This window comes from Pseudomonas sp. BTN1 (genome assembly GCF_001907715.1).
In the GTDB taxonomy this organism is placed as follows: Bacteria; Pseudomonadota; Gammaproteobacteria; order Pseudomonadales; family Pseudomonadaceae; genus Aquipseudomonas; species Aquipseudomonas paracarnis.
On record NZ_MPBM01000025.1, the window covers coordinates 96,980 to 113,898 of the forward strand.

Here is a 16,919-nt window from a genome sequence, read left to right on the forward strand (position 1 = left end):
GCGATAGCTGTAGGTCAGCTACTGAGATGTTGACTGACAGGCCGCTATCGCAGGCAAGCCAGCTCCCACAGTGGATCTTCATAGGACTCAGGATCAGGCCAGGCCGGACTCTACCAGCAGCGCTTCAAGCCCCATCAAGTCCGGCACCTTCGCCACCTGCTCGCCCACTTGCACCGCCGCCAGTTCCAGCGGGCACAGGGGCACGTCCACGTAGCTCAATTCGCTATCGAGCTTGTACGAACGGGGAATACCCTGGATCACTAGAGCAATGAACTTCAAGGTCGGCCGCCCGCCCAGTGCATTCAACACCACGATGCGCGAGCGTTCGCCCGTCATGCTGGCTTCGCCGCAGGCCGCTTCAAAGCTGATCAGCGGAATCTGTCGATCGCGCCACGTGACCTGCCGCAGATACCACGGCGGCGCATCGCTGGCCGGTTCGCCGCGCTGGAAGTCGATCAGCTCGGCGACGGCGACGTTGGGCAGCACCAGGTGGCGGTCGGCCAGGGGCAGCAGCAGGCCGGTGAGTTGGCTGGTGCGGTGCTCAAGCATGGGACTTGCTCCAGTAGGCGATGCTCTCCAGCAGCACCGACTCTTGGTACGGCTTGCCGAGGTAGTCGTTGACGCCAATGGCCATGGCGCGGTCGCGGTGTTTCTGGCCGGTGCGTGAGGTGATCATGATGATCGGCAAGCGCATCAGGCGTGGGTCGTTGCGTATCTGAATGGCCACTTCGAAGCCGTCCATGCGCGGCATTTCGATGTCGAGCAGCATCAGGTCCGGGGTGTGTTCTTCCAGGATGGCGAGGGCGTCGATACCGTCCTTGGCGGTGAGCACGTTCATGCCGTTGCGCTCCAGCAGGCGGCTGGTGACTTTGCGCACGGTGACCGAGTCGTCCACCACCAGCACCAGCAGCGGGCGTTTTTTCAGTGGGTCGTTGAGGACCAGCGGCGCATCCACTGCCTGGGCCGGCAAGGCCGGTTGCCGAGCGCGGATGTGCGCCAGCAGGTCGATGATCAGCACCACATGGCCGTCGCCCAGGATGGTCGCGCCGGTCACGCCCTGCACCCCGGAGAATTGCGGCCCCAAGCCCTTGACCACGATCTCGCGGGTACCGGCCATGGCATCCACGTGCACCGCCACGCGGCGTTCATTGCAATGCACCAGCAGCACCGGCACAGGCTGGTACTGGCCCAGCAGTTTCGGGCGGCTGGCGGTGTGCAGCAGGTCGCCGAGGTAGAACAACTCGTAGCGCTGGCCGCCATATTCATAGTGCGCCGGGTCTTGCTGGTAGTGCCCCGCCAACTCGTGGGGCAGCACGCGCACCAGGCCTTCGATGGTGTTGAGCGGGATCGCGTATTGGTCGTCCGCGCAGTGCACCATCAGCGCACGATTGACCGACACGGTAAACGGCAGGCGAATGCGAAAATGCACGCCCATGCCCGGCGTCGAGTCGATCACCATGGAGCCGCCGAGCTGGCGCACTTCTTCATGCACCACGTCCATGCCCACGCCGCGCCCGGAAATCTGTGTGATTTTTTCGGCGGTGGAAAAGCCCGGCTGCAGGATGAACTGCAACACGTCACGGTCGCTGATCTCTTGATGGGGCGCGAGCAGGCCGCGCTTGATCGCCTTGCGTCGCACCGCTTCGAGGGGCACGCCGGCGCCGTCGTCGCGCATGTCGAAGACGATGTCGCCGCCTTCGTGGGTCAGGTCCAGGGTGATGCGGCCCTTCTCCGGTTTGCCCGCCGCCAGCCGCACTTCGCGCGACTCCAGGCCGTGGTCGACGGCGTTGCGCAGCATATGCTCCAAGGGTGCCGCCATGCGCTCCAGCACATTGCGGTCCATCTCGCCTTCGGCATTGCCGACGATAAACTCCACGTCCTTGCCCAACTCGCCCGCCACTTGCCGCACGATGCGCTTGAGGCGTGGCAACATGCGCTCGAAAGGCACCATGCGCGTGCGCATCAGGCCTTCCTGCAACTCGGTGTTGATACGCGCCTGTTGCTGCAGCAGGTTGTGGGCATCCTGGTTGCGGCGCTCAAGGGTGTCCTTGAGGTCGAGCAGGTCGGAGGCAGATTCGGACAGCGCACGGGCCAACTGTTGCAGCTGCGAATGGCGGTCCATTTCCAGCGGATCGAACTCTTCGTAGCCCAGGCGTTCGGCCTCGGCCTGCTGACGGCTCAGGAGGCGGCCCTGGGTTTCGCTGTCGAGCCGGCGCAGCTGGTCGCGCATGCGCTCGATGGTGGTTTCCATCTCACTCAAGGCAATGCGCGCATCCTTGACTTGCTGCTCGATACGTCCACGGGAGATCGAGGTTTCGCCGGCGAGGTTGACCAGGTCATCGAGCAAGTCGGCAGAGATTTTCACCATGTCGGCAGCCGGATCGGCGACCGCTTCGGCCTTGCCAGCCGGCAGCGCCACCGGTGTGACCGGCTCATCACTGGGGTGCACCAGGCTCTTGATGCGCTCGATGAGTTTATCCACCGAACCCACCGGCAGACCCTCGGCCACGGCGTCGATCATCTGCGCCAGGCGGTCATGGCAGCCTTGCAGCAGTGCGAACAACTCAGGGGTCGGCGCGAGCAAACCGGCGGACAGCCCTTCGTAAAGAAATTCCAGCTCATGGGCCAGATCGCCGATTGGCCCGATCTCGACCATGCGCGCACCGCCCTTGAGGGTGTGCAGGTCCCGCAGCAGGGTTTCCACTTCCTGGCGATTGCCCGGCTCGCCCTGCCAGCGCACTAACGCGCTGCCTGAGCTGTCGAGGATATCGGTGGCTTCTTCGAGGAAGATATCCAGCAATTCCGGGTCGGCACCCGAGGCGGCTGCCACCGCAGCCGGCGCTGCCGGGCTGCTGGCCTGGCGCAACTCCCGCAACCTTTCGACCAGCTCGACGCCGTCACTCAAGGGTTGCTGCTGTTGCAGTTCGTCCAACTGTTGGGCCAAGCGTTCGTGGCTGGCCATCAGTGCCTGGGACAGCTCCACGCAATAACTGTAGCGGCGATCCACCAGCCCCTCATAAACGCATTCGAGCTCATGGGCCAAGTCGCCCACCGGGTCGATTTCGGCCATGCGTGCGCCGCCCTTGAGGGTGTGCAGGTCCCGCTGCAACGAGGACAAGGGCGCGGCGTTTTCGGGTTCCAGCAACCAGCGCTTGAGCGACTGCCCGGCGCTGTCGAGGATGTCTACGGCCTCTTCAAGAAAGATCTCGACTATCTCGTCGTCCATCGCGGTGGCGTGATCCAACTGCGCAGTAGCCGCGCCCAACTCGGAGATACTCAGGGCGCGGCTGCCGTCGCTTTTGATCAGGCCCGTGGCGGACGGGTCCAAGGCTTCGTCCAGCAACTCGCGCAACGCCTGCAGACGTGCGGGCGCGGGGCTGATTTCCTGGCCGGCGGCCAACTGGTCGAGCATGTTGATCAGCGCGTCGTGGGCCTGTTCAGCCTCGTGGAAGAACCGGGCGCTGACCGCCAGGCTGCTTTCTTCTACCGCGCCATACAGGTCGAGCAAGGCCTCGCACAACGCGTCGATAGGGTGCAGGTCGGCAAGGTGAGCGCCCTCGCCCAACGTAGTCAGCTCGTCCAGCAATGCCGTGAGCTCCTGACGGTCGCCGGGGTGCTGCTGCCAGCGGCGCAGCAGGCTTTCGGCGTCGAGCAGGATGTCCATGCCCTGGGCCAGGAAGTTGGTGATCAAGTGCGGGTCACGCTTGACGCGCAGGCCGGTCGTGGGCGCGTCGAGCAAGGCGGCAAGTTGATGCTCCAGCAGGTGTTGGGTGCGGCTGATCACGCTGGCCGCACCGTGGATCGGTGCCAGGGGATTGTTGTCCAGGTCACGCACCCCGCGCTGGAACAGCCCCTGTGCCTCAAGCAACAACGCCACTTCGTCCTTGTCCAGCGGCAGGCGGTGGGCCTTGTACTCACGGGTGAGGTGATCCAGCGGGCGCGCCAGCTCGGCGATGGGCAACACGCCAGCCATGTAGGCGCTGCCCTTGAGGGTGTGCAAGGCGCGTTGCAGTTCATCGCTGACCTGCAGCGGCACCTGCTCGGCGGCCTGTTGCAGGAAGTGGCCGAGGCTGTCCAGATGGCCCTGGGCTTCGTTGCGGAAGATCTCCAGCAGCATTGGGTCATGGGGCTCGGTGGTCGACGTTGCAGCGCCACTGGCCAGGGCATGGGCACGGGCGGCCAAGGCGTCGGCTTCATCGCGCTGGCGTTGATCGTCGCTGGCAAAATCGGCGATCAGCTCCGGCAGCAGGGCCACAGTCTCATCCAACACCTGCTGCACCTCAGGGCCAAGGACTAAGCTGCGTTCCAGCACGCGATTGAGCAGGTTCTCCACGGCCCAGGCCAGCTCGGCCAGCACCAGGGCGCGCACCATGCGGCCGCTGCCCTTGAGGGTATGGAAAGCCCGGCGCATTTCGCCCTGGGCGGCTTTGTCCGCGCTGTCGGGCAGGTAGCGATGCAACACGTCGAGGACTTCATCGGTTTCTTCAAGGAAGACTTCGCGCAATTCATCGTCAATCGGTTCTTCGCCGGCCGGCGGCGGCAACAGGCTGCCTGGACGCTGCAAGGCCGGAGGGTTGAGACGTGATGCAGGGCTGGCCAAGGCATCGAATTGGGATTGGTTTGATACGGCCTCGGAGGACAGTGCCCCCTCGGGCGCGACCAGGGCCTGACGCCAGGGTTTTTCCACCGGCAGGTAGCCCAATGCATTCAAGCCCTGGGTGGCCAACTCCAGCACTTTTTCCCCTGCCGCGTCAGGGTCTTGAAGCATGCGTTCGAGGTAGTACTCCAGGCTACTGACCACCTCGGCAAAATGCGCCAGTTGTGTCGCCGAAGGGGCGGCTTCATTGACCATCAACTGCTCATCGACGTAGTCGGTGCAACCGCGCATCAGGCTCGCCGCACGCGGCAAGGGAATCATCGCCAGGGCACCACGTACCTGGCTCAGCAGCTCGGGCAAGGACTCCAGGCGCTGACGATCCCAATCAGCCTCAATGCAGTCGATCACCAGTTCCTTGGCTTGGCGCAGGCACTGGCACGACTCACGAATCACCAACTGATGGATCTGGGTCAGGTCGGTGGTGGGCAAGCGGCTGTCTTCACGGCTTTGCGGTTCGACGGTGCCGATCATCCCGGCCAACGTCGCTTCGACATACAACAACGCGCCGGCCACATCCATCAACACCGCGTCATTGGGTTCGCGCTGCCCCTGGACCAGGCTCAACACCACAGCGAGTTGGTCGATGATCACTTTGCGCGGCTGGCCGAAACCCAGTACCGCAAGGGTATCGGCGATCTGCCGCAGCGGCGCCAGCAAGGGGTCGAGGTCCTGGGTGTGCTGGCGATCACTGCGCACGAACAGATCCAGGCGCTCCTTGACCCGCACCAGCTCCTCACACAACGCGCCGAGCACCGAGCCCATGGCATTGCGATCCGGCCCGGCCAGCCGTGCACGTTCAGCGTCGACCACGGCGCTGTCGGGCAAGGCTTCGTCCAAGCCGTAGCGTTCCTTCAGGCTTTGCATGCGCGGCGTCGGCCGGGTGACTTTGGCGACGTAGAACAGCAGGCTCTTGAGCAAGTCGTCCGGCGCCGGCTGGTTGATGCCATTGATGCCTTGAACCAGCAAGCGCTTGAGTTGCTTGTCGCTGGCCTTGAGCAGGCTGCGCAGCGCCGGGCTGTTGGCGACCACGCCGGTGAGCATGCCTTCGACCAGCGCCGAGGTGACCTGCCACAACGGCAGCAGCGGCGCACCCTGGCACAGCGCTTCAAGGCGTGCGAACACCCGCGCCATGTCTTCCAGGTTGCTGGGGCCGTGGTCTTCACGCAGCAACCCGGCGAGGGCTTGTTGCAGCAGGTGGCGCCATTGGCGCAACTGCTCATGCAGATCCGGCGTGGCCCGTTGGGCCAGGGCTTGCTCAGGCAACGGCTCGATCGACAGCAGTTGCGGGCTGAACAGGCTGGTTTCCGATAGCAGGCTTTCACCACGGGCGCTGCGCAGGTCGTTGAGCAGCGGCAGCACCACCAGTGGCAGGTCGCGGCGGGCACTGTGCACGCGGTCGAGGTACAGCGGCAATTGGCCGAGGGCTTGTTGCAGCAGGCGGATACTTTCATCGCGCTGGCCGACGTGCCCGGCCTGGAGCGCAAGGGCCAGTTCTTCGATCTCTTCGGCCAGCAGCGCCGCGCCGTAGAACTCGACCATTTGCAGCGCGCCATGCACCTGGTGGATACCGGCCAGGCATTGGTTGAGGGCGTCGTCGTCAAGGGTTTCAACGTACGCGTCCAGCGCCGACCGGGCCTGTTTCAGGGTTTCGGCAATATCGCCCTTGACCCATTCGAGGGCCACGTAGTCGTGCCGATCAACCATAACTGCTCCGCTTAGAATTCATGAGTTGCTGGTATCTCACAAACAATGGAGATCCGATGTGGGAGCTGGCTTGCCTGCGATAGCGGTGGGTCAGCACTATATCTGTATCTGACAGACCGCTATCGCAGGCAAGCCAGCTCCCACAGTTGGACTGTGGTGTTCTTCAGGTCGTATTTCAATCATCGACCTGCTTGGGCGGCGGCAAGGTGAAACCCGATACTGACCTGCGCAACTGGCTGGCCATCTTCGCCAGGTTACCAATGCTTTCGGCGGTGGCGGTGGAACCCGACGACGTCTGGGTGGTGATCTGCTGGATCACGTTCATGGTCAGGGAAATCTGCCCCGCCGATGAGGTCTGTTGCTGCGCCGCGTTGGAAATACTCTGGATCAGCGCCGCCAAGGTTTTGGACACGCCTTCGATCTCTTCCAGCGCCACCCCGGCGTCCTGGGCCAGGCGCGCGCCGCGCACCACTTCCGTGGTGGTCTGTTCCATGGAGATCACCGCTTCGTTGGTGTCGGCCTGGATGGTGCGCACCAGGGTTTCGATCTGCCGGGTGGCCGCCGAGGAGCGTTCGGCCAACCGTTGCACTTCATCGGCCACCACCGCAAAACCGCGCCCGGCGTCACCGGCCATGCTGGCCTGGATCGCGGCATTGAGGGCGAGGATATTGGTCTGGTCGGCGATATCGTCGATCAGGCTGATGATGTCGCCAATTTCCTGGGACGACTCGCCCAAACGCTTGATGCGCTTGGCGGTGTCCTGGATCTGCTCGCGAATGTTGTCCATGCCGTGGATGGTGTTGTGCACCACCTCGTTGCCTTTGTTGGCGATCTCTACCGAACGTTCAGCTACCGCCGAGGATTCGGCCGCGTTGGCCGATACCTGGTCAATGGACTGCGCCATCTGGTTGATCGCCGTGGACGCTTCGGCAATCTGCTGGGCCTGATGCTCCGATGCCTGGGCCAGGTGCATGGCGGTGGCCTGGGTGTCCTGCACCGCACCGGCGACCTGCCCGGCAGTGAGGTTGATGGTGGCGACCAGGTCGCGCAGTTGGTCCACGGAATAGTTGATGGAGTCTGCGATGGTGCCAGTGAAGTCTTCGGTGACCGAGGCGGTGACGGTAAGGTCGCCGTCGGCCAGGTCTTCGATTTCATCCAGCAGGCGCATGATCGCGTTCTGGTTGCGCTCGTTCTTCTGCGCGGTTTCATGCAGTTGGCGGTTGGTCTCGCGCACCATGACCAGGCCGATCAGGATGATCGAGGCCAGCGCCAGCAAGCCCAGCACGTAACCACCGATGGTGTCGAAGCTGCGCCCGCTGGCGAGGTTTTCAAAACCCGTGGCCAGGTGCGAGGCTTCATCGAGCAAGGTTTGCGACAGGTTGAAAATATTGCTCGCCGAGGCGCGCACCTGGAACAACTGTGGCGAGGTCTCGAGAATTTCATCCACGGAGCCTGAGACAAATTCGAACAGCTCGGCGATGTCCGCCAGCCGTGCACGGGCGTCCGGGTCTTCGACCTGGGTGATACGCAGGCCCGGGTTGCCGTTGAGCATGCCATTGAGCACCACGCCAAAACGGTTGGCATCGCGGCCAAAGGCATCGGCGGCCTGCACGGCGGTTTCATCCCCCGCCAGCACCGTGTTGACCGCCCCCAGGATACGTTCGGCCAGCAGCGACTGGCGTTGGGCCAAGGCAACTTGGCTGGCCGGGGCGCCGCGTTGCAGCAGGATATCCACGACCTTTTCCGACTCGATCTGCAGTTGCGGCACGGTTTCGGCCAGGGTCGCCGCCACCTGGTGCAACGACAATACGGTCTGCTCGCTGGCCAGGATGGCGTCGGTGTTTTTGAGCAGCGCCTCCCAGTCGGTCTGCACCGCCCGCATTTCGGCGCGCACCGCACTGGGCGCCGCCGGCAAGCCAGTTTGCGGGTCACCTTTTTTCAGGTAACCCCAGCGCTGGGCAAAATCGTTGCGCGCATCGCCCAGCAGCTTGAACGCCGCCGCTTTCCCGGCAGCGGCCTCGGTGGCGTTCTTGGCAATGCGCTGGGACAGCACGCGCAGCTCACCGGCGTGGCCGATGTACTGTTTATCGTAGGTGGACTGGGTGTTGAGGTACGCGAAGTTGGCGAACAGCAACATGATGAACACGATCAAGGCGATAAACAGCACGATGATCTGCGAACGGCTGCGCGAAGCGGCCTGAGGTTTGGGCGTGGTAGCGGTACTCATGCGGCAACATCCATGAAGCCAGGGGCCTGGGCCAGGGCGAAGGGGCTGAAGACTTGCCATTGCGGCTCGCCGTCGAACTGGCCCTGGATAAACGGGGCGCTCGAGGCGGTGCTCGCCACCCAGGCGTCCAATGGGAAATGCTGCATGCCTACCACCTCGTCTACCAGCAGCCCGACAAACAGGTCGTTGAACTCCACCACCAGCACCCGCCGTTGCTTGCGCGCCCTTGACAACTCAAGGCCCAGGAAACCGCCCAGGTCCATCACCGGCAGCAAGCGCCCGCGCAGGTTGGCCACGCCCTTGACCCAGGGTTTGACCCCCGGCATCAAGGTGCAGCGCGGCTCATGCAACACCTCGGCGACTTCGCCCATGGGCGCCACGTAGGCGTTTGGCCCTACGCGGAAGGCGATGCCGCTCCAGCGTTGCAGGCGCGTTTCCTGGGACGGCAGGTCCGCGGCCAGCAAGCGGCAGCGGCGGTCGATGTCCAGCAACAGCTCAAAGGCGGTTTGCGACTCGGTCATGATCGCAAGCCTTAGCCGGCCAGCACCTTGTTCAGGGTGGCAATCAGGGTCTCTTCATCCACAGGCTTGGTCAGGTAATCCTTGGCGCCCTGGCGTGCGCCCCAGATCTTGTCGGTTTCCTGGTCCTTGGTGGTGATGATGATAATCGGGATACCGTTGGTTTCTGGCTCCTTGGACAACTGGCGCGTGGCCTGGAAGCCGTTGAGGCCGGGCATCACGATATCCATCAGCACCGCGTCGGGCTTTTCCTGACGGGCCAGGGCCACGCCGTCCGCGCCGTTTTCGGCCTTGAGCACCTGGTGGCCATGCTTTTCCAGCATGCCGGTGAGTTTGTACATTTCAGTCGGCGAATCGTCGACGATCAGAACACGTGCCATGGTTTTCCCCGCTACATTGGTCGGCGCCGGCCCTCGTGAGGCGGCGTCAGTGTGCTTGTTCTACTGCGGCGAACCCAGGCACATAGGCCTTGATCGCCCCCAGCAGTTCTTCCTTGCTGAAAGGTTTGGTCAAAAATTGATCGACACCCACGATGCGCCCCTTGGCCTTGTCGAACAGGCCGTCCTTGGAGGACAGCATGATCACCGGGATCGACTTGAACGCCGGGTTGTTCTTCACCAGGGCGCAGGTCTGGTAGCCATCCAGGCGCGGCATCATGATGTCGACAAAGATAATGTGCGGGTGATGATCGACAATACGAGCCAGGGCGTCGAAACCGTCGATCGCCGTGATGACCTCGCACCCCATGTTCTTCAACAGCGTCTCGGCGGTGCGGCGGATCGTTTTCGAATCGTCGATCACCATCACCTTCAAGGCGTTGGAATGCTGTTCCATATCTGCTCTACCATCGCCACAGCGAATCGGTTTTCGGTGTGTACTGCCTGATGTTGCACAGGATGAACGCCGCAAGCCTTGGAATTCAAGGGCTGCTGCGCCGTGCCAGCCTTTTTAGCACAGTCTCCAAGCGCAATCTATCGAGGCACCCACCCAGTGGTTTTTCCTTGACCCACAACAGCCGCAGCGCCACTCTGACGCCACTTTTATGCGCCCCAATTTGCTAGAGGAAATCCCCCATGAGCGTTCGCGTCGGCATTGTCATGGACCCTATCGCCAGCATTTCCTATAAAAAGGACAGTTCGCTGGCCATGCTCCTGGCCGCCCAGGCCCGCGGCTGGACCTTGTTCTATATGGAGCAGCGCGACCTTTACCAGGGTGAAGGCGAGGCCCGCGCACGCATGCGCCCGCTGCAGGTGTTCGCCAACCCCGAGAAGTGGTTCGAGCTTTCTGACGAAATCGACAGCCCCCTTAGCGACCTCGACGTGATCCTGATGCGCAAGGACCCGCCGTTCGACATGGAGTTTGTGTATTCCACCTACCTGCTGGAGCAAGCCGAACGGGCCGGCGTGTTGATCGTCAACAAGCCGCAAAGCCTGCGTGACTGCAATGAAAAGCTGTTCGCCACCCTGTTCCCGCAGTGCACGCCACCGACCGTGGTCAGCCGCCGCGCCGATGTACTGCGTGAATTCGCCGCCAAGCATGGCGACGTGATCCTCAAGCCGCTGGACGGCATGGGCGGCACCTCGATCTTCCGTCACCGCGCCGGCGACCCGAACCTGTCGGTGATCCTCGAAACCCTGACCGCCCTGGGCACCCAGCAGATCATGGGCCAGGCCTACCTGCCGGCGATCAAGGACGGTGACAAGCGCATCCTGATGATCGACGGCGAGCCGGTGGATTACTGCCTGGCGCGCATCCCGGCAGCCGGCGAGACCCGTGGCAACCTGGCCGCCGGTGGTCGCGGTGAAGCGCGGCCGTTGTCGGACAAGGACCGCTGGATCGCCGCTCAAGTCGGTCCGACCCTGCGGGAAAAAGGCCTGCTGTTTGTCGGACTGGACGTAATTGGTGAGAACCTCACTGAAATCAACGTCACCAGCCCGACCTGTATTCGCGAGATCGACAATGCATTTGGTACGAACATCGGCGAAATGCTGATGGCCGCCATTGAGCGCAAGCTAAAAGCCAAGTGACATAGAACAGCCGGACACACACCAACATTGCGTTATCATGCGCCACCTGTGAAACGCGCGATGTTGGTTTTCTTGTCATGACACTCCCGTCCGATCTGCCCCCCGAATTCACCCATAGCGGCGTGCGCCCGGCTGATCGTCTCGGTTTTACCCTGTTTCTCGCTGCGCTGATTCACCTCGCCCTGCTCCTGGGCGTGGGGTTCACCCTGGTGGAACCCAAGCAGATCACCAAGACCCTGGAAATCACACTTGCTACGTTCAAGAGCGAAAAGAAGCCCGAAAAGGCTGACTTTCTCGCCCAGGAAAACCAGCAAGGCAGCGGCACCCTCGACAAGAAAGCCGTGCCCAAGACCACCGAAGTGGCGCCCTTCCACGACAACCAGGTCAAGAAGGTCACCCCACCGCCGGCGCCAAAGCCCGAGGTCAAGCAGGCCACGCCCAAGGCTGCGGTAGCCACCGTCGCGCCCAAGCCGCAAAAAGCCCCGACCCAGCGCGAAAAGGCCAAGACCGAACCCAAGCCCGAGCCAGTGAAACCTGCGCCGACGTTCGACAGTTCGACGCTGTCCGACGAAATTTCCAGCCTCGAAGCCGAACTGGCCCATGAACAACAGCTGTATGCCAAGCGCCCGCGCATCTACCGCCTGAACGCGGCCTCGACCATGCGCGACAAAGGCGCCTGGTATAAGGACGAGTGGCGCAAGAAGGTCGAACGCATCGGCAACCTCAACTACCCGGACGAGGCACGGCGCCAGCAGATTTATGGCAACTTGCGCTTGCTGGTGTCGATCAACCGTGACGGCTCGCTGTATGAAGTGCAGGTGCTGGAGTCCTCCGGCCAGCCGCTGCTGGACCAGGCCGCGCAACGCATCGTGCGCCTGGCCGCGCCCTTTGCGCCGTTCAGCGGCGACTTGAACGACGTGGACCGCCTGGAAATCATCCGCACCTGGCGGTTCGCCAAGGGCGACCGGTTGTCCAGCAACTGATCGCACAGATCGTTCCCACGCTCCGCGTGGGAATGCCGCCATGGACGCTCTGCGTCTGCTCTTGGGACGCGGAGCGCCCCGGGATGCGTTCCCACGCGGAGCGTGGGAACGATCAGCGATCAGGCTCGCGCCCGCACTTGTCAGTTCGCCCCTCCAACGCCACACTAGCGGACATGAAAAACGTCAGCCCGACCTACCTCAAGCACCAATTCCTGATCGCCATGCCCCATATGGCCGACCCGAACTTTGCGCAGACCTTGACCTACATCGTCGAGCACACGGCCAATGGTGCCATGGGGTTGGTGGTCAACCGCCCGCAGGAGCTGAACCTGGCCGATATCCTTGAGCAACTGCGCCCGGAAATCGACCCGCCAGCGCGCTGCCAGGGCGTACCGATCTACTTCGGCGGGCCGGTGCAGACCGATCGCGGTTTTGTACTGCACCCCACCGGGCCGACGTTCCAGGCCACGGTAGTCCTTGATGGGGTGTCACTGTCCACATCCCAGGATGTGCTGTTCGCCATCGCCGACGGCATCGGCCCCGAGCAGAGTGTGATCACCCTGGGCTACGCCGGTTGGGAAGCCGGGCAACTGGAGGCCGAACTGGCCAGCAATGCCTGGCTGACCTGCCCGTTCGACGCTGATATTTTGTTCAACACCGCCAGCGAATTGCGCCTGGAAGCGGCAGCAGCCAAGCTGCGGGTCAACCTCAGCCTGCTGACCAGCCAGGCGGGGCACGCCTGATGGCTTTGCGTCTGATCCTCGGTTTTGACTACGGCACCAAACAGATCGGCGTAGCGGTTGGCCAGGTCATCACCGGCCAGGCCCGCGAGCTGTGCACCCTCAAGGCCCAGAATGGCGTGCCGGACTGGAACCAGGTCGAAGCCCTGATTAAAGAGTGGAAGCCTGACGCGGTGGTGGTCGGCCTGCCCCTGAACATGGATGGCACCCCCAGTGACATGTGCCTGCGCGCCGAGAAGTTCGCGCGCCGCCTCAATGGCCGCTACAACCTGCCGTTCTATACCCACGACGAACGCCTCACCACCTTCGAAGCCAAGGGAGAGCGCCGCGACCGTGGCGGGCAAAAGGGCAGTTACCGCGACAACCCGGTAGACGCTATCGCCGCGGCCTTGCTGTTGCAGGGCTGGCTGGATGAAAACACCGCTTTATTTGAATCCTGACCCGCCGCGATCCTGTAGGAGCGGGCTTGCCCGCGAAGAACGTTAACGATACCGCGAGAAGGCTGGATGAACGCGGTGCCCTTGAGTTTTTCGCGAGCAAGCTCGCTCCTACACACTTGATAAGGAGCCACTATGAGCTTGCCGAACCCTGCCGAACTGATCAGCCAGATGGCGATACGCCTCAAGGCGCACCTGGAACACCGTGCCATCAGCGAACCGCGTTTTATCGGCATACGCACCGGTGGCGTGTGGGTAGCCCAGGCATTGCTGGAAGCACTGGGCAGCGATTCGCCTCTGGGCACCCTGGACGTGTCCTTCTACCGCGACGACTTCAGCCAGAACGGCCTGCATCCACAAGTGCGCCCATCGGCCCTGCCCTTCGAGATCGAAGGCCAGCACCTGGTATTGATCGACGACGTGCTGATGAGCGGCCGCACCATCCGCGCCGCCATGAACGAATTGTTCGACTATGGCCGCCCTGCCAGCGTGACCCTGGTGTGCCTGCTGGACCTGGATGCTGGCGAACTGCCGATCAGCCCGGACGTCGTGGGTGCAACCCTGTCGCTTGCACCCCAGCAGCGGGTAAAATTGTCCGGTCCTACGCCGCTCGAACTCGAACTGCAAGACCTTGCCCTTTAAACCGCCTTGTAAAGAGTCCCCGCGATGACGCCTCTAGATGCCAAGCGCCCGCTGCAGCTCAATGCTCAGGGCCAGTTGCAACACTTCTTGTCCCTCGACGGTTTGCCCCGCGAACTGCTCACCGAAATCCTCGACACCGCCGACTCGTTCCTGGAAGTCGGTGGCCGGGCAGTGAAGAAAGTCCCGCTGTTGCGCGGCAAAACCATCTGCAACGTGTTCTTCGAAAACTCCACCCGCACCCGCACCACCTTTGAACTGGCGGCCCAGCGGCTGTCGGCCGATGTGATCACGCTGAACGTGTCCACCTCGTCGGCGAGCAAGGGCGAAACCCTGCTCGATACCCTGCGCAACCTGGAAGCCATGGCCGCCGACATGTTCGTGGTACGCCACGGCGACTCCGGCGCTGCGCATTTCATCGCCGAGCATGTGTGCCCGAACGTGGCGATCATCAATGGCGGCGACGGCCGTCACGCGCACCCGACCCAGGGCATGCTCGACATGCTCACCATTCGTCGGCACAAGGGCAGCTTTGAAAACCTCTCGGTAGCCATCGTCGGCGACATCCTGCATTCGCGGGTGGCACGTTCGAACATGCTGGCTCTCAAGGCCCTGGGTTGCCCGGATATCCGCGTGATCGCGCCCAAGACCCTATTGCCCATCGGCATCGAACAGTATGGCGTGAAGGTCTACACCGACATGGCCGAAGGCCTCAAGGATGTGGACGTGGTGATCATGCTGCGCCTGCAACGCGAGCGCATGGCCGGGGGCTTGTTGCCCAGCGAAGGTGAGTTCTACCGCCTGTTCGGCCTGACCACCGCACGCCTGGCCAAGGCCAAGCCGGATGCCATCGTGATGCACCCGGGGCCAATCAACCGCGGCGTGGAAATTGAGTCGGCGGTGGCCGACGGCCCACAATCGGTGATTCTCAACCAAGTGACCTACGGCATCGCCGTGCGCATGGCCGTGCTGTCCATGGCCATGAGCGGACAAACCGCGCAACGTCAATTCGAGCAGGAGCAGGCCCAGTGAAGCTCAGCATTCTCGGCGCCCGAGTCATCGACCCGGCCAGCGGCCTGGACCAAGTTACCGATCTACACCTGGACGCCGGCAAGATCGTCGCCATCGGCGCCGCCCCCGCCGGCTTCAACGCCGGCCAGAGCATTGACGCCAAGGGCCTGGTGGCCGCACCTGGGCTGGTGGACTTGAATGTCGCCCTGCGTGAACCGGGCTACAGTCGCAAAGGCAACATCGCCAGCGAAACCCAGGCCGCGGCAGCCGGTGGCGTGACCAGCCTGTGTTGCCCGCCCAATACCAAGCCGGTACTGGACACTTCTGCTGTGACCGAGCTGATCCTCGACCGCGCCCGCGAAGCCGGCAATTGCAAAGTGTTTCCCATTGGCGCCTTGAGCAAGGGCCTGGATGGCGAACAACTCGCCGAATTGATCGCCCTGCGTGACGCCGGTTGCGTGGCCTTCGGCAATGGCCTGGAAAGCTTTCGCAGCACGCGCACCTTGTGCCGCGCCCTGGAATACGCGGCCACGTTCGACTTGACGGTGATCTTCCATTCCCAAGACCGCGACCTGGCCGAAGGCGGCCTGGCCCATGAAGGCGCAGTGGCGAGCTTCCTCGGCCTGCCGGGCATTCCGGAAACCGCAGAAACCGTGGCCCTCGCCCGTGACCTGTTGCTGGTGGAACAAAGCGGCGTGCGTGCGCATTTCAGCCAGTTGACCAGCGCCCGGGGCGTGGCTCTGATCGCCCAGGCCCAGGCCCGTGGCTTGCGGGTAACTGCGGATGTCGCCCTGTACCAGCTGATCCTGACGGATGAGGCGCTGATCGACTTCTCCAGCCTTTACCACGTACAGCCCCCGCTGCGCACGAAGGCAGACCGTGACGGTTTGCGTGCGGCGGTGAAGTCGGGTGTGGTGTCGGCGATTTCCAGCCATCACCAACCTCACGAGCGAGACGCCAAGCTGGCACCGTTTGGCGCGACCGAGCCGGGCATCAGCAGCGTGGAGTTGTTGTTGCCACTGGCGATGACGCTTGTAGAAGACGGCTTGCTGGACTTGCCGACACTACTGTCGCGCCTGAGCGCCGGCCCGGCCGAGGCCCTGCGCTTGCCAGCGGGCCAATTGGCGGTGGGTTCACCGGCGGACCTGGTGCTGTTCGACCTGGCAAGCTCGACGGTGGCTGGTGAGCGTTGGTTGTCCAAGGGCGAAAACTGCCCGTTCATCGGCCACAGCCTGCCGGCGACGGTGCGGTACACCTTGATGGATGGGCGGATCAGCTACCAGGCTTGACGCGCAAGCTCGTTCCCACGCTCTGCGTGGGAACGATCAGTGCTCAGCGCCCGCTGTTGCGCTCGGCATTGCGGATCGAGATCTGCGTGTTCAGCGTCCAGAAGTCATAGAGCACCCCGATCAGGAACAAACCGCCGGTCAGCAGGTAGATCAGGCCGGTGATCCATTTGCCCTGATACATACGGTGCACACCAAACACCCCCAGGAACGCCAACAGAATCCAGGCCACGTTGTATTCAATGGGCCCAGCGGTAAACCGCAGGTCGGCTTCACGGTCCATGGCCGGGATCAGGAACAAGTCGATCAGCCAGCCAATACCCAGCAAGCCGAAGGTGAAAAACCAGATCGTACCGGTCACCGGCTTGCCGTAATAGAAGCGATGAGCCCCGGTAAAACCGAAAATCCACAGTAGGTAACCAATCGCCTTACTGTGGGTGTCGTGCTGCTGACCAACCTGTTGATAGGTGTTCATGAAGGACCTCTTTTGCGTCGATAGATAAATTTTTTCATTTTCTTTGTGACTTTTTTACGGGCGCCCGACGTACGGTAAATGGTATCTTCCTGCCCTCAAAGCCTTGTACCGCCTGCCTTGTGTAGGACAATTGCGGCGAATCGTCGCGTTTTTCCTGAATTTGACCCCAAGGTTCAGTCGACAAACGGGCTGAGAACAGCACAAAAAGCTGTTAT

The 16,919-nt window shown here is 62.8% G+C and carries 14 protein-coding genes; 7 read left to right on the forward strand and 7 right to left on the reverse strand.

Annotation, left to right across the window (positions count from 1 at the left end):
• Positions 1-93: 93 nt before the first annotated feature.
• The 6 genes from BMH52_RS12000 to pilG all read right to left on the reverse strand — a co-directional run bounded on the left by BMH52_RS12000 (position 94) and on the right by pilG (position 9,940).
• A complete protein-coding gene (locus BMH52_RS12000; RefSeq protein ID WP_003195048.1) occupies positions 94-549 on the reverse strand; it encodes a chemotaxis protein CheW in 456 nt (151 codons plus the stop codon).
• Positions 542-6,361: an Hpt domain-containing protein gene (locus BMH52_RS12005; protein WP_073843814.1), complete on the reverse strand. Its 5,820-nt coding sequence runs from the start codon at positions 6,359-6,361 to the stop codon at positions 542-544. Before BMH52_RS12005 ends, BMH52_RS12000 begins: the two co-directional genes overlap by 8 nt.
• A gap of 175 nt (positions 6,362-6,536) precedes the next feature.
• Positions 6,537-8,588, reverse strand: coding sequence for a methyl-accepting chemotaxis protein (locus tag BMH52_RS12010; RefSeq protein ID WP_014720318.1), 2,052 nt, complete (start codon positions 8,586-8,588; stop codon positions 6,537-6,539).
• Positions 8,585-9,109 carry a chemotaxis protein CheW gene (locus tag BMH52_RS12015; RefSeq protein ID WP_020301917.1) on the reverse strand — a complete coding sequence of 175 codons (525 nt, stop codon included), beginning with the start codon at positions 9,107-9,109 and terminating at the stop codon, positions 8,585-8,587. The genes BMH52_RS12010 and BMH52_RS12015 overlap by 4 nt, the downstream gene beginning before the upstream one ends.
• Positions 9,110-9,120: 11 nt before the next feature.
• Positions 9,121-9,486, reverse strand: coding sequence for a twitching motility response regulator PilH (pilH, locus tag BMH52_RS12020; RefSeq protein ID WP_014720320.1), 366 nt, complete (start codon positions 9,484-9,486; stop codon positions 9,121-9,123).
• A 46-nt stretch (positions 9,487-9,532) separates the two neighbouring features.
• Positions 9,533-9,940 (reverse strand): twitching motility response regulator PilG, encoded by a 408-nt coding sequence (pilG, locus tag BMH52_RS12025; protein WP_014720321.1) that lies wholly within the window; start codon positions 9,938-9,940, stop codon positions 9,533-9,535.
• Positions 9,941-10,179: 239 nt separating this feature from the next.
• Between pilG and gshB the strand changes: the two genes are divergently transcribed.
• From gshB to BMH52_RS12060, 7 genes are all read left to right on the forward strand, one after another.
• Positions 10,180-11,133 carry a glutathione synthase gene (gshB, locus tag BMH52_RS12030; protein ID WP_020301918.1) on the forward strand — a complete coding sequence of 318 codons (954 nt, stop codon included), beginning with the start codon at positions 10,180-10,182 and terminating at the stop codon, positions 11,131-11,133.
• Positions 11,134-11,210: 77 nt separating this feature from the next.
• Positions 11,211-12,116, forward strand: a complete 906-nt coding sequence (locus BMH52_RS12035; RefSeq protein WP_014720322.1) for an energy transducer TonB — start codon at positions 11,211-11,213, stop codon at positions 12,114-12,116.
• A gap of 173 nt (positions 12,117-12,289) precedes the next feature.
• The gene (locus BMH52_RS12040; RefSeq protein ID WP_073843816.1) at positions 12,290-12,859 is read left to right on the forward strand and encodes a YqgE/AlgH family protein; all 570 of its coding nucleotides are present in this window, start codon (positions 12,290-12,292) and stop codon (positions 12,857-12,859) included.
• Entirely contained in the window at positions 12,859-13,296 is a 438-nt protein-coding gene (gene ruvX, locus BMH52_RS12045) for a Holliday junction resolvase RuvX (protein ID WP_003195067.1), read from the forward strand. Before BMH52_RS12040 ends, ruvX begins: the two co-directional genes overlap by 1 nt.
• 132 nt (positions 13,297-13,428) lie before the next feature.
• Positions 13,429-13,935, forward strand: coding sequence for a bifunctional pyr operon transcriptional regulator/uracil phosphoribosyltransferase PyrR (pyrR, locus tag BMH52_RS12050; RefSeq protein WP_019817751.1), 507 nt, complete (start codon positions 13,429-13,431; stop codon positions 13,933-13,935).
• 24 nt (positions 13,936-13,959) lie between these two features.
• Positions 13,960-14,964, forward strand: a complete 1,005-nt coding sequence (locus BMH52_RS12055) for an aspartate carbamoyltransferase catalytic subunit (protein WP_014720325.1) — start codon at positions 13,960-13,962, stop codon at positions 14,962-14,964.
• Positions 14,961-16,232, forward strand: coding sequence for a dihydroorotase (locus BMH52_RS12060; protein ID WP_014720326.1), 1,272 nt, complete (start codon positions 14,961-14,963; stop codon positions 16,230-16,232). The genes BMH52_RS12055 and BMH52_RS12060 overlap by 4 nt, the downstream gene beginning before the upstream one ends.
• A gap of 43 nt (positions 16,233-16,275) precedes the next feature.
• On the opposite strand, the gene BMH52_RS12065 is transcribed toward BMH52_RS12060, so the two are convergent.
• Positions 16,276-16,704 carry a TM2 domain-containing protein gene (locus BMH52_RS12065; protein ID WP_020301920.1) on the reverse strand — a complete coding sequence of 143 codons (429 nt, stop codon included), beginning with the start codon at positions 16,702-16,704 and terminating at the stop codon, positions 16,276-16,278.
• Positions 16,705-16,919: the final 215 nt, after the last annotated feature.

What these genes read in the sequence shown, in the direction of transcription:
- pilH (WP_014720320.1), bottom strand. Translation starts at nt 9,486, where the DNA reads ATGGCACGTGTTCTGATCGTCGACGATTCGCCGACTGAAATGTACAAA.
- BMH52_RS12000 (WP_003195048.1), bottom strand. Translation starts at nt 549, where the DNA reads ATGCTTGAGCACCGCACCAGCCAACTCACCGGCCTGCTGCTGCCCCTG.
- BMH52_RS12055 (WP_014720325.1), top strand. Translation starts at nt 13,960, where the DNA reads ATGACGCCTCTAGATGCCAAGCGCCCGCTGCAGCTCAATGCTCAGGGC.
- BMH52_RS12065 (WP_020301920.1), bottom strand. Translation starts at nt 16,704, where the DNA reads ATGAACACCTATCAACAGGTTGGTCAGCAGCACGACACCCACAGTAAG.
- pyrR (WP_019817751.1), top strand. Translation starts at nt 13,429, where the DNA reads ATGAGCTTGCCGAACCCTGCCGAACTGATCAGCCAGATGGCGATACGC.
- BMH52_RS12035 (WP_014720322.1), top strand. Translation starts at nt 11,211, where the DNA reads ATGACACTCCCGTCCGATCTGCCCCCCGAATTCACCCATAGCGGCGTG.
- gshB (WP_020301918.1), top strand. Translation starts at nt 10,180, where the DNA reads ATGAGCGTTCGCGTCGGCATTGTCATGGACCCTATCGCCAGCATTTCC.
- BMH52_RS12010 (WP_014720318.1), bottom strand. Translation starts at nt 8,588, where the DNA reads ATGAGTACCGCTACCACGCCCAAACCTCAGGCCGCTTCGCGCAGCCGT.
- BMH52_RS12015 (WP_020301917.1), bottom strand. Translation starts at nt 9,109, where the DNA reads ATGACCGAGTCGCAAACCGCCTTTGAGCTGTTGCTGGACATCGACCGC.
- pilG (WP_014720321.1), bottom strand. Translation starts at nt 9,940, where the DNA reads ATGGAACAGCATTCCAACGCCTTGAAGGTGATGGTGATCGACGATTCG.
- BMH52_RS12040 (WP_073843816.1), top strand. Translation starts at nt 12,290, where the DNA reads ATGAAAAACGTCAGCCCGACCTACCTCAAGCACCAATTCCTGATCGCC.
- ruvX (WP_003195067.1), top strand. Translation starts at nt 12,859, where the DNA reads ATGGCTTTGCGTCTGATCCTCGGTTTTGACTACGGCACCAAACAGATC.
- BMH52_RS12005 (WP_073843814.1), bottom strand. Translation starts at nt 6,361, where the DNA reads ATGGTTGATCGGCACGACTACGTGGCCCTCGAATGGGTCAAGGGCGAT.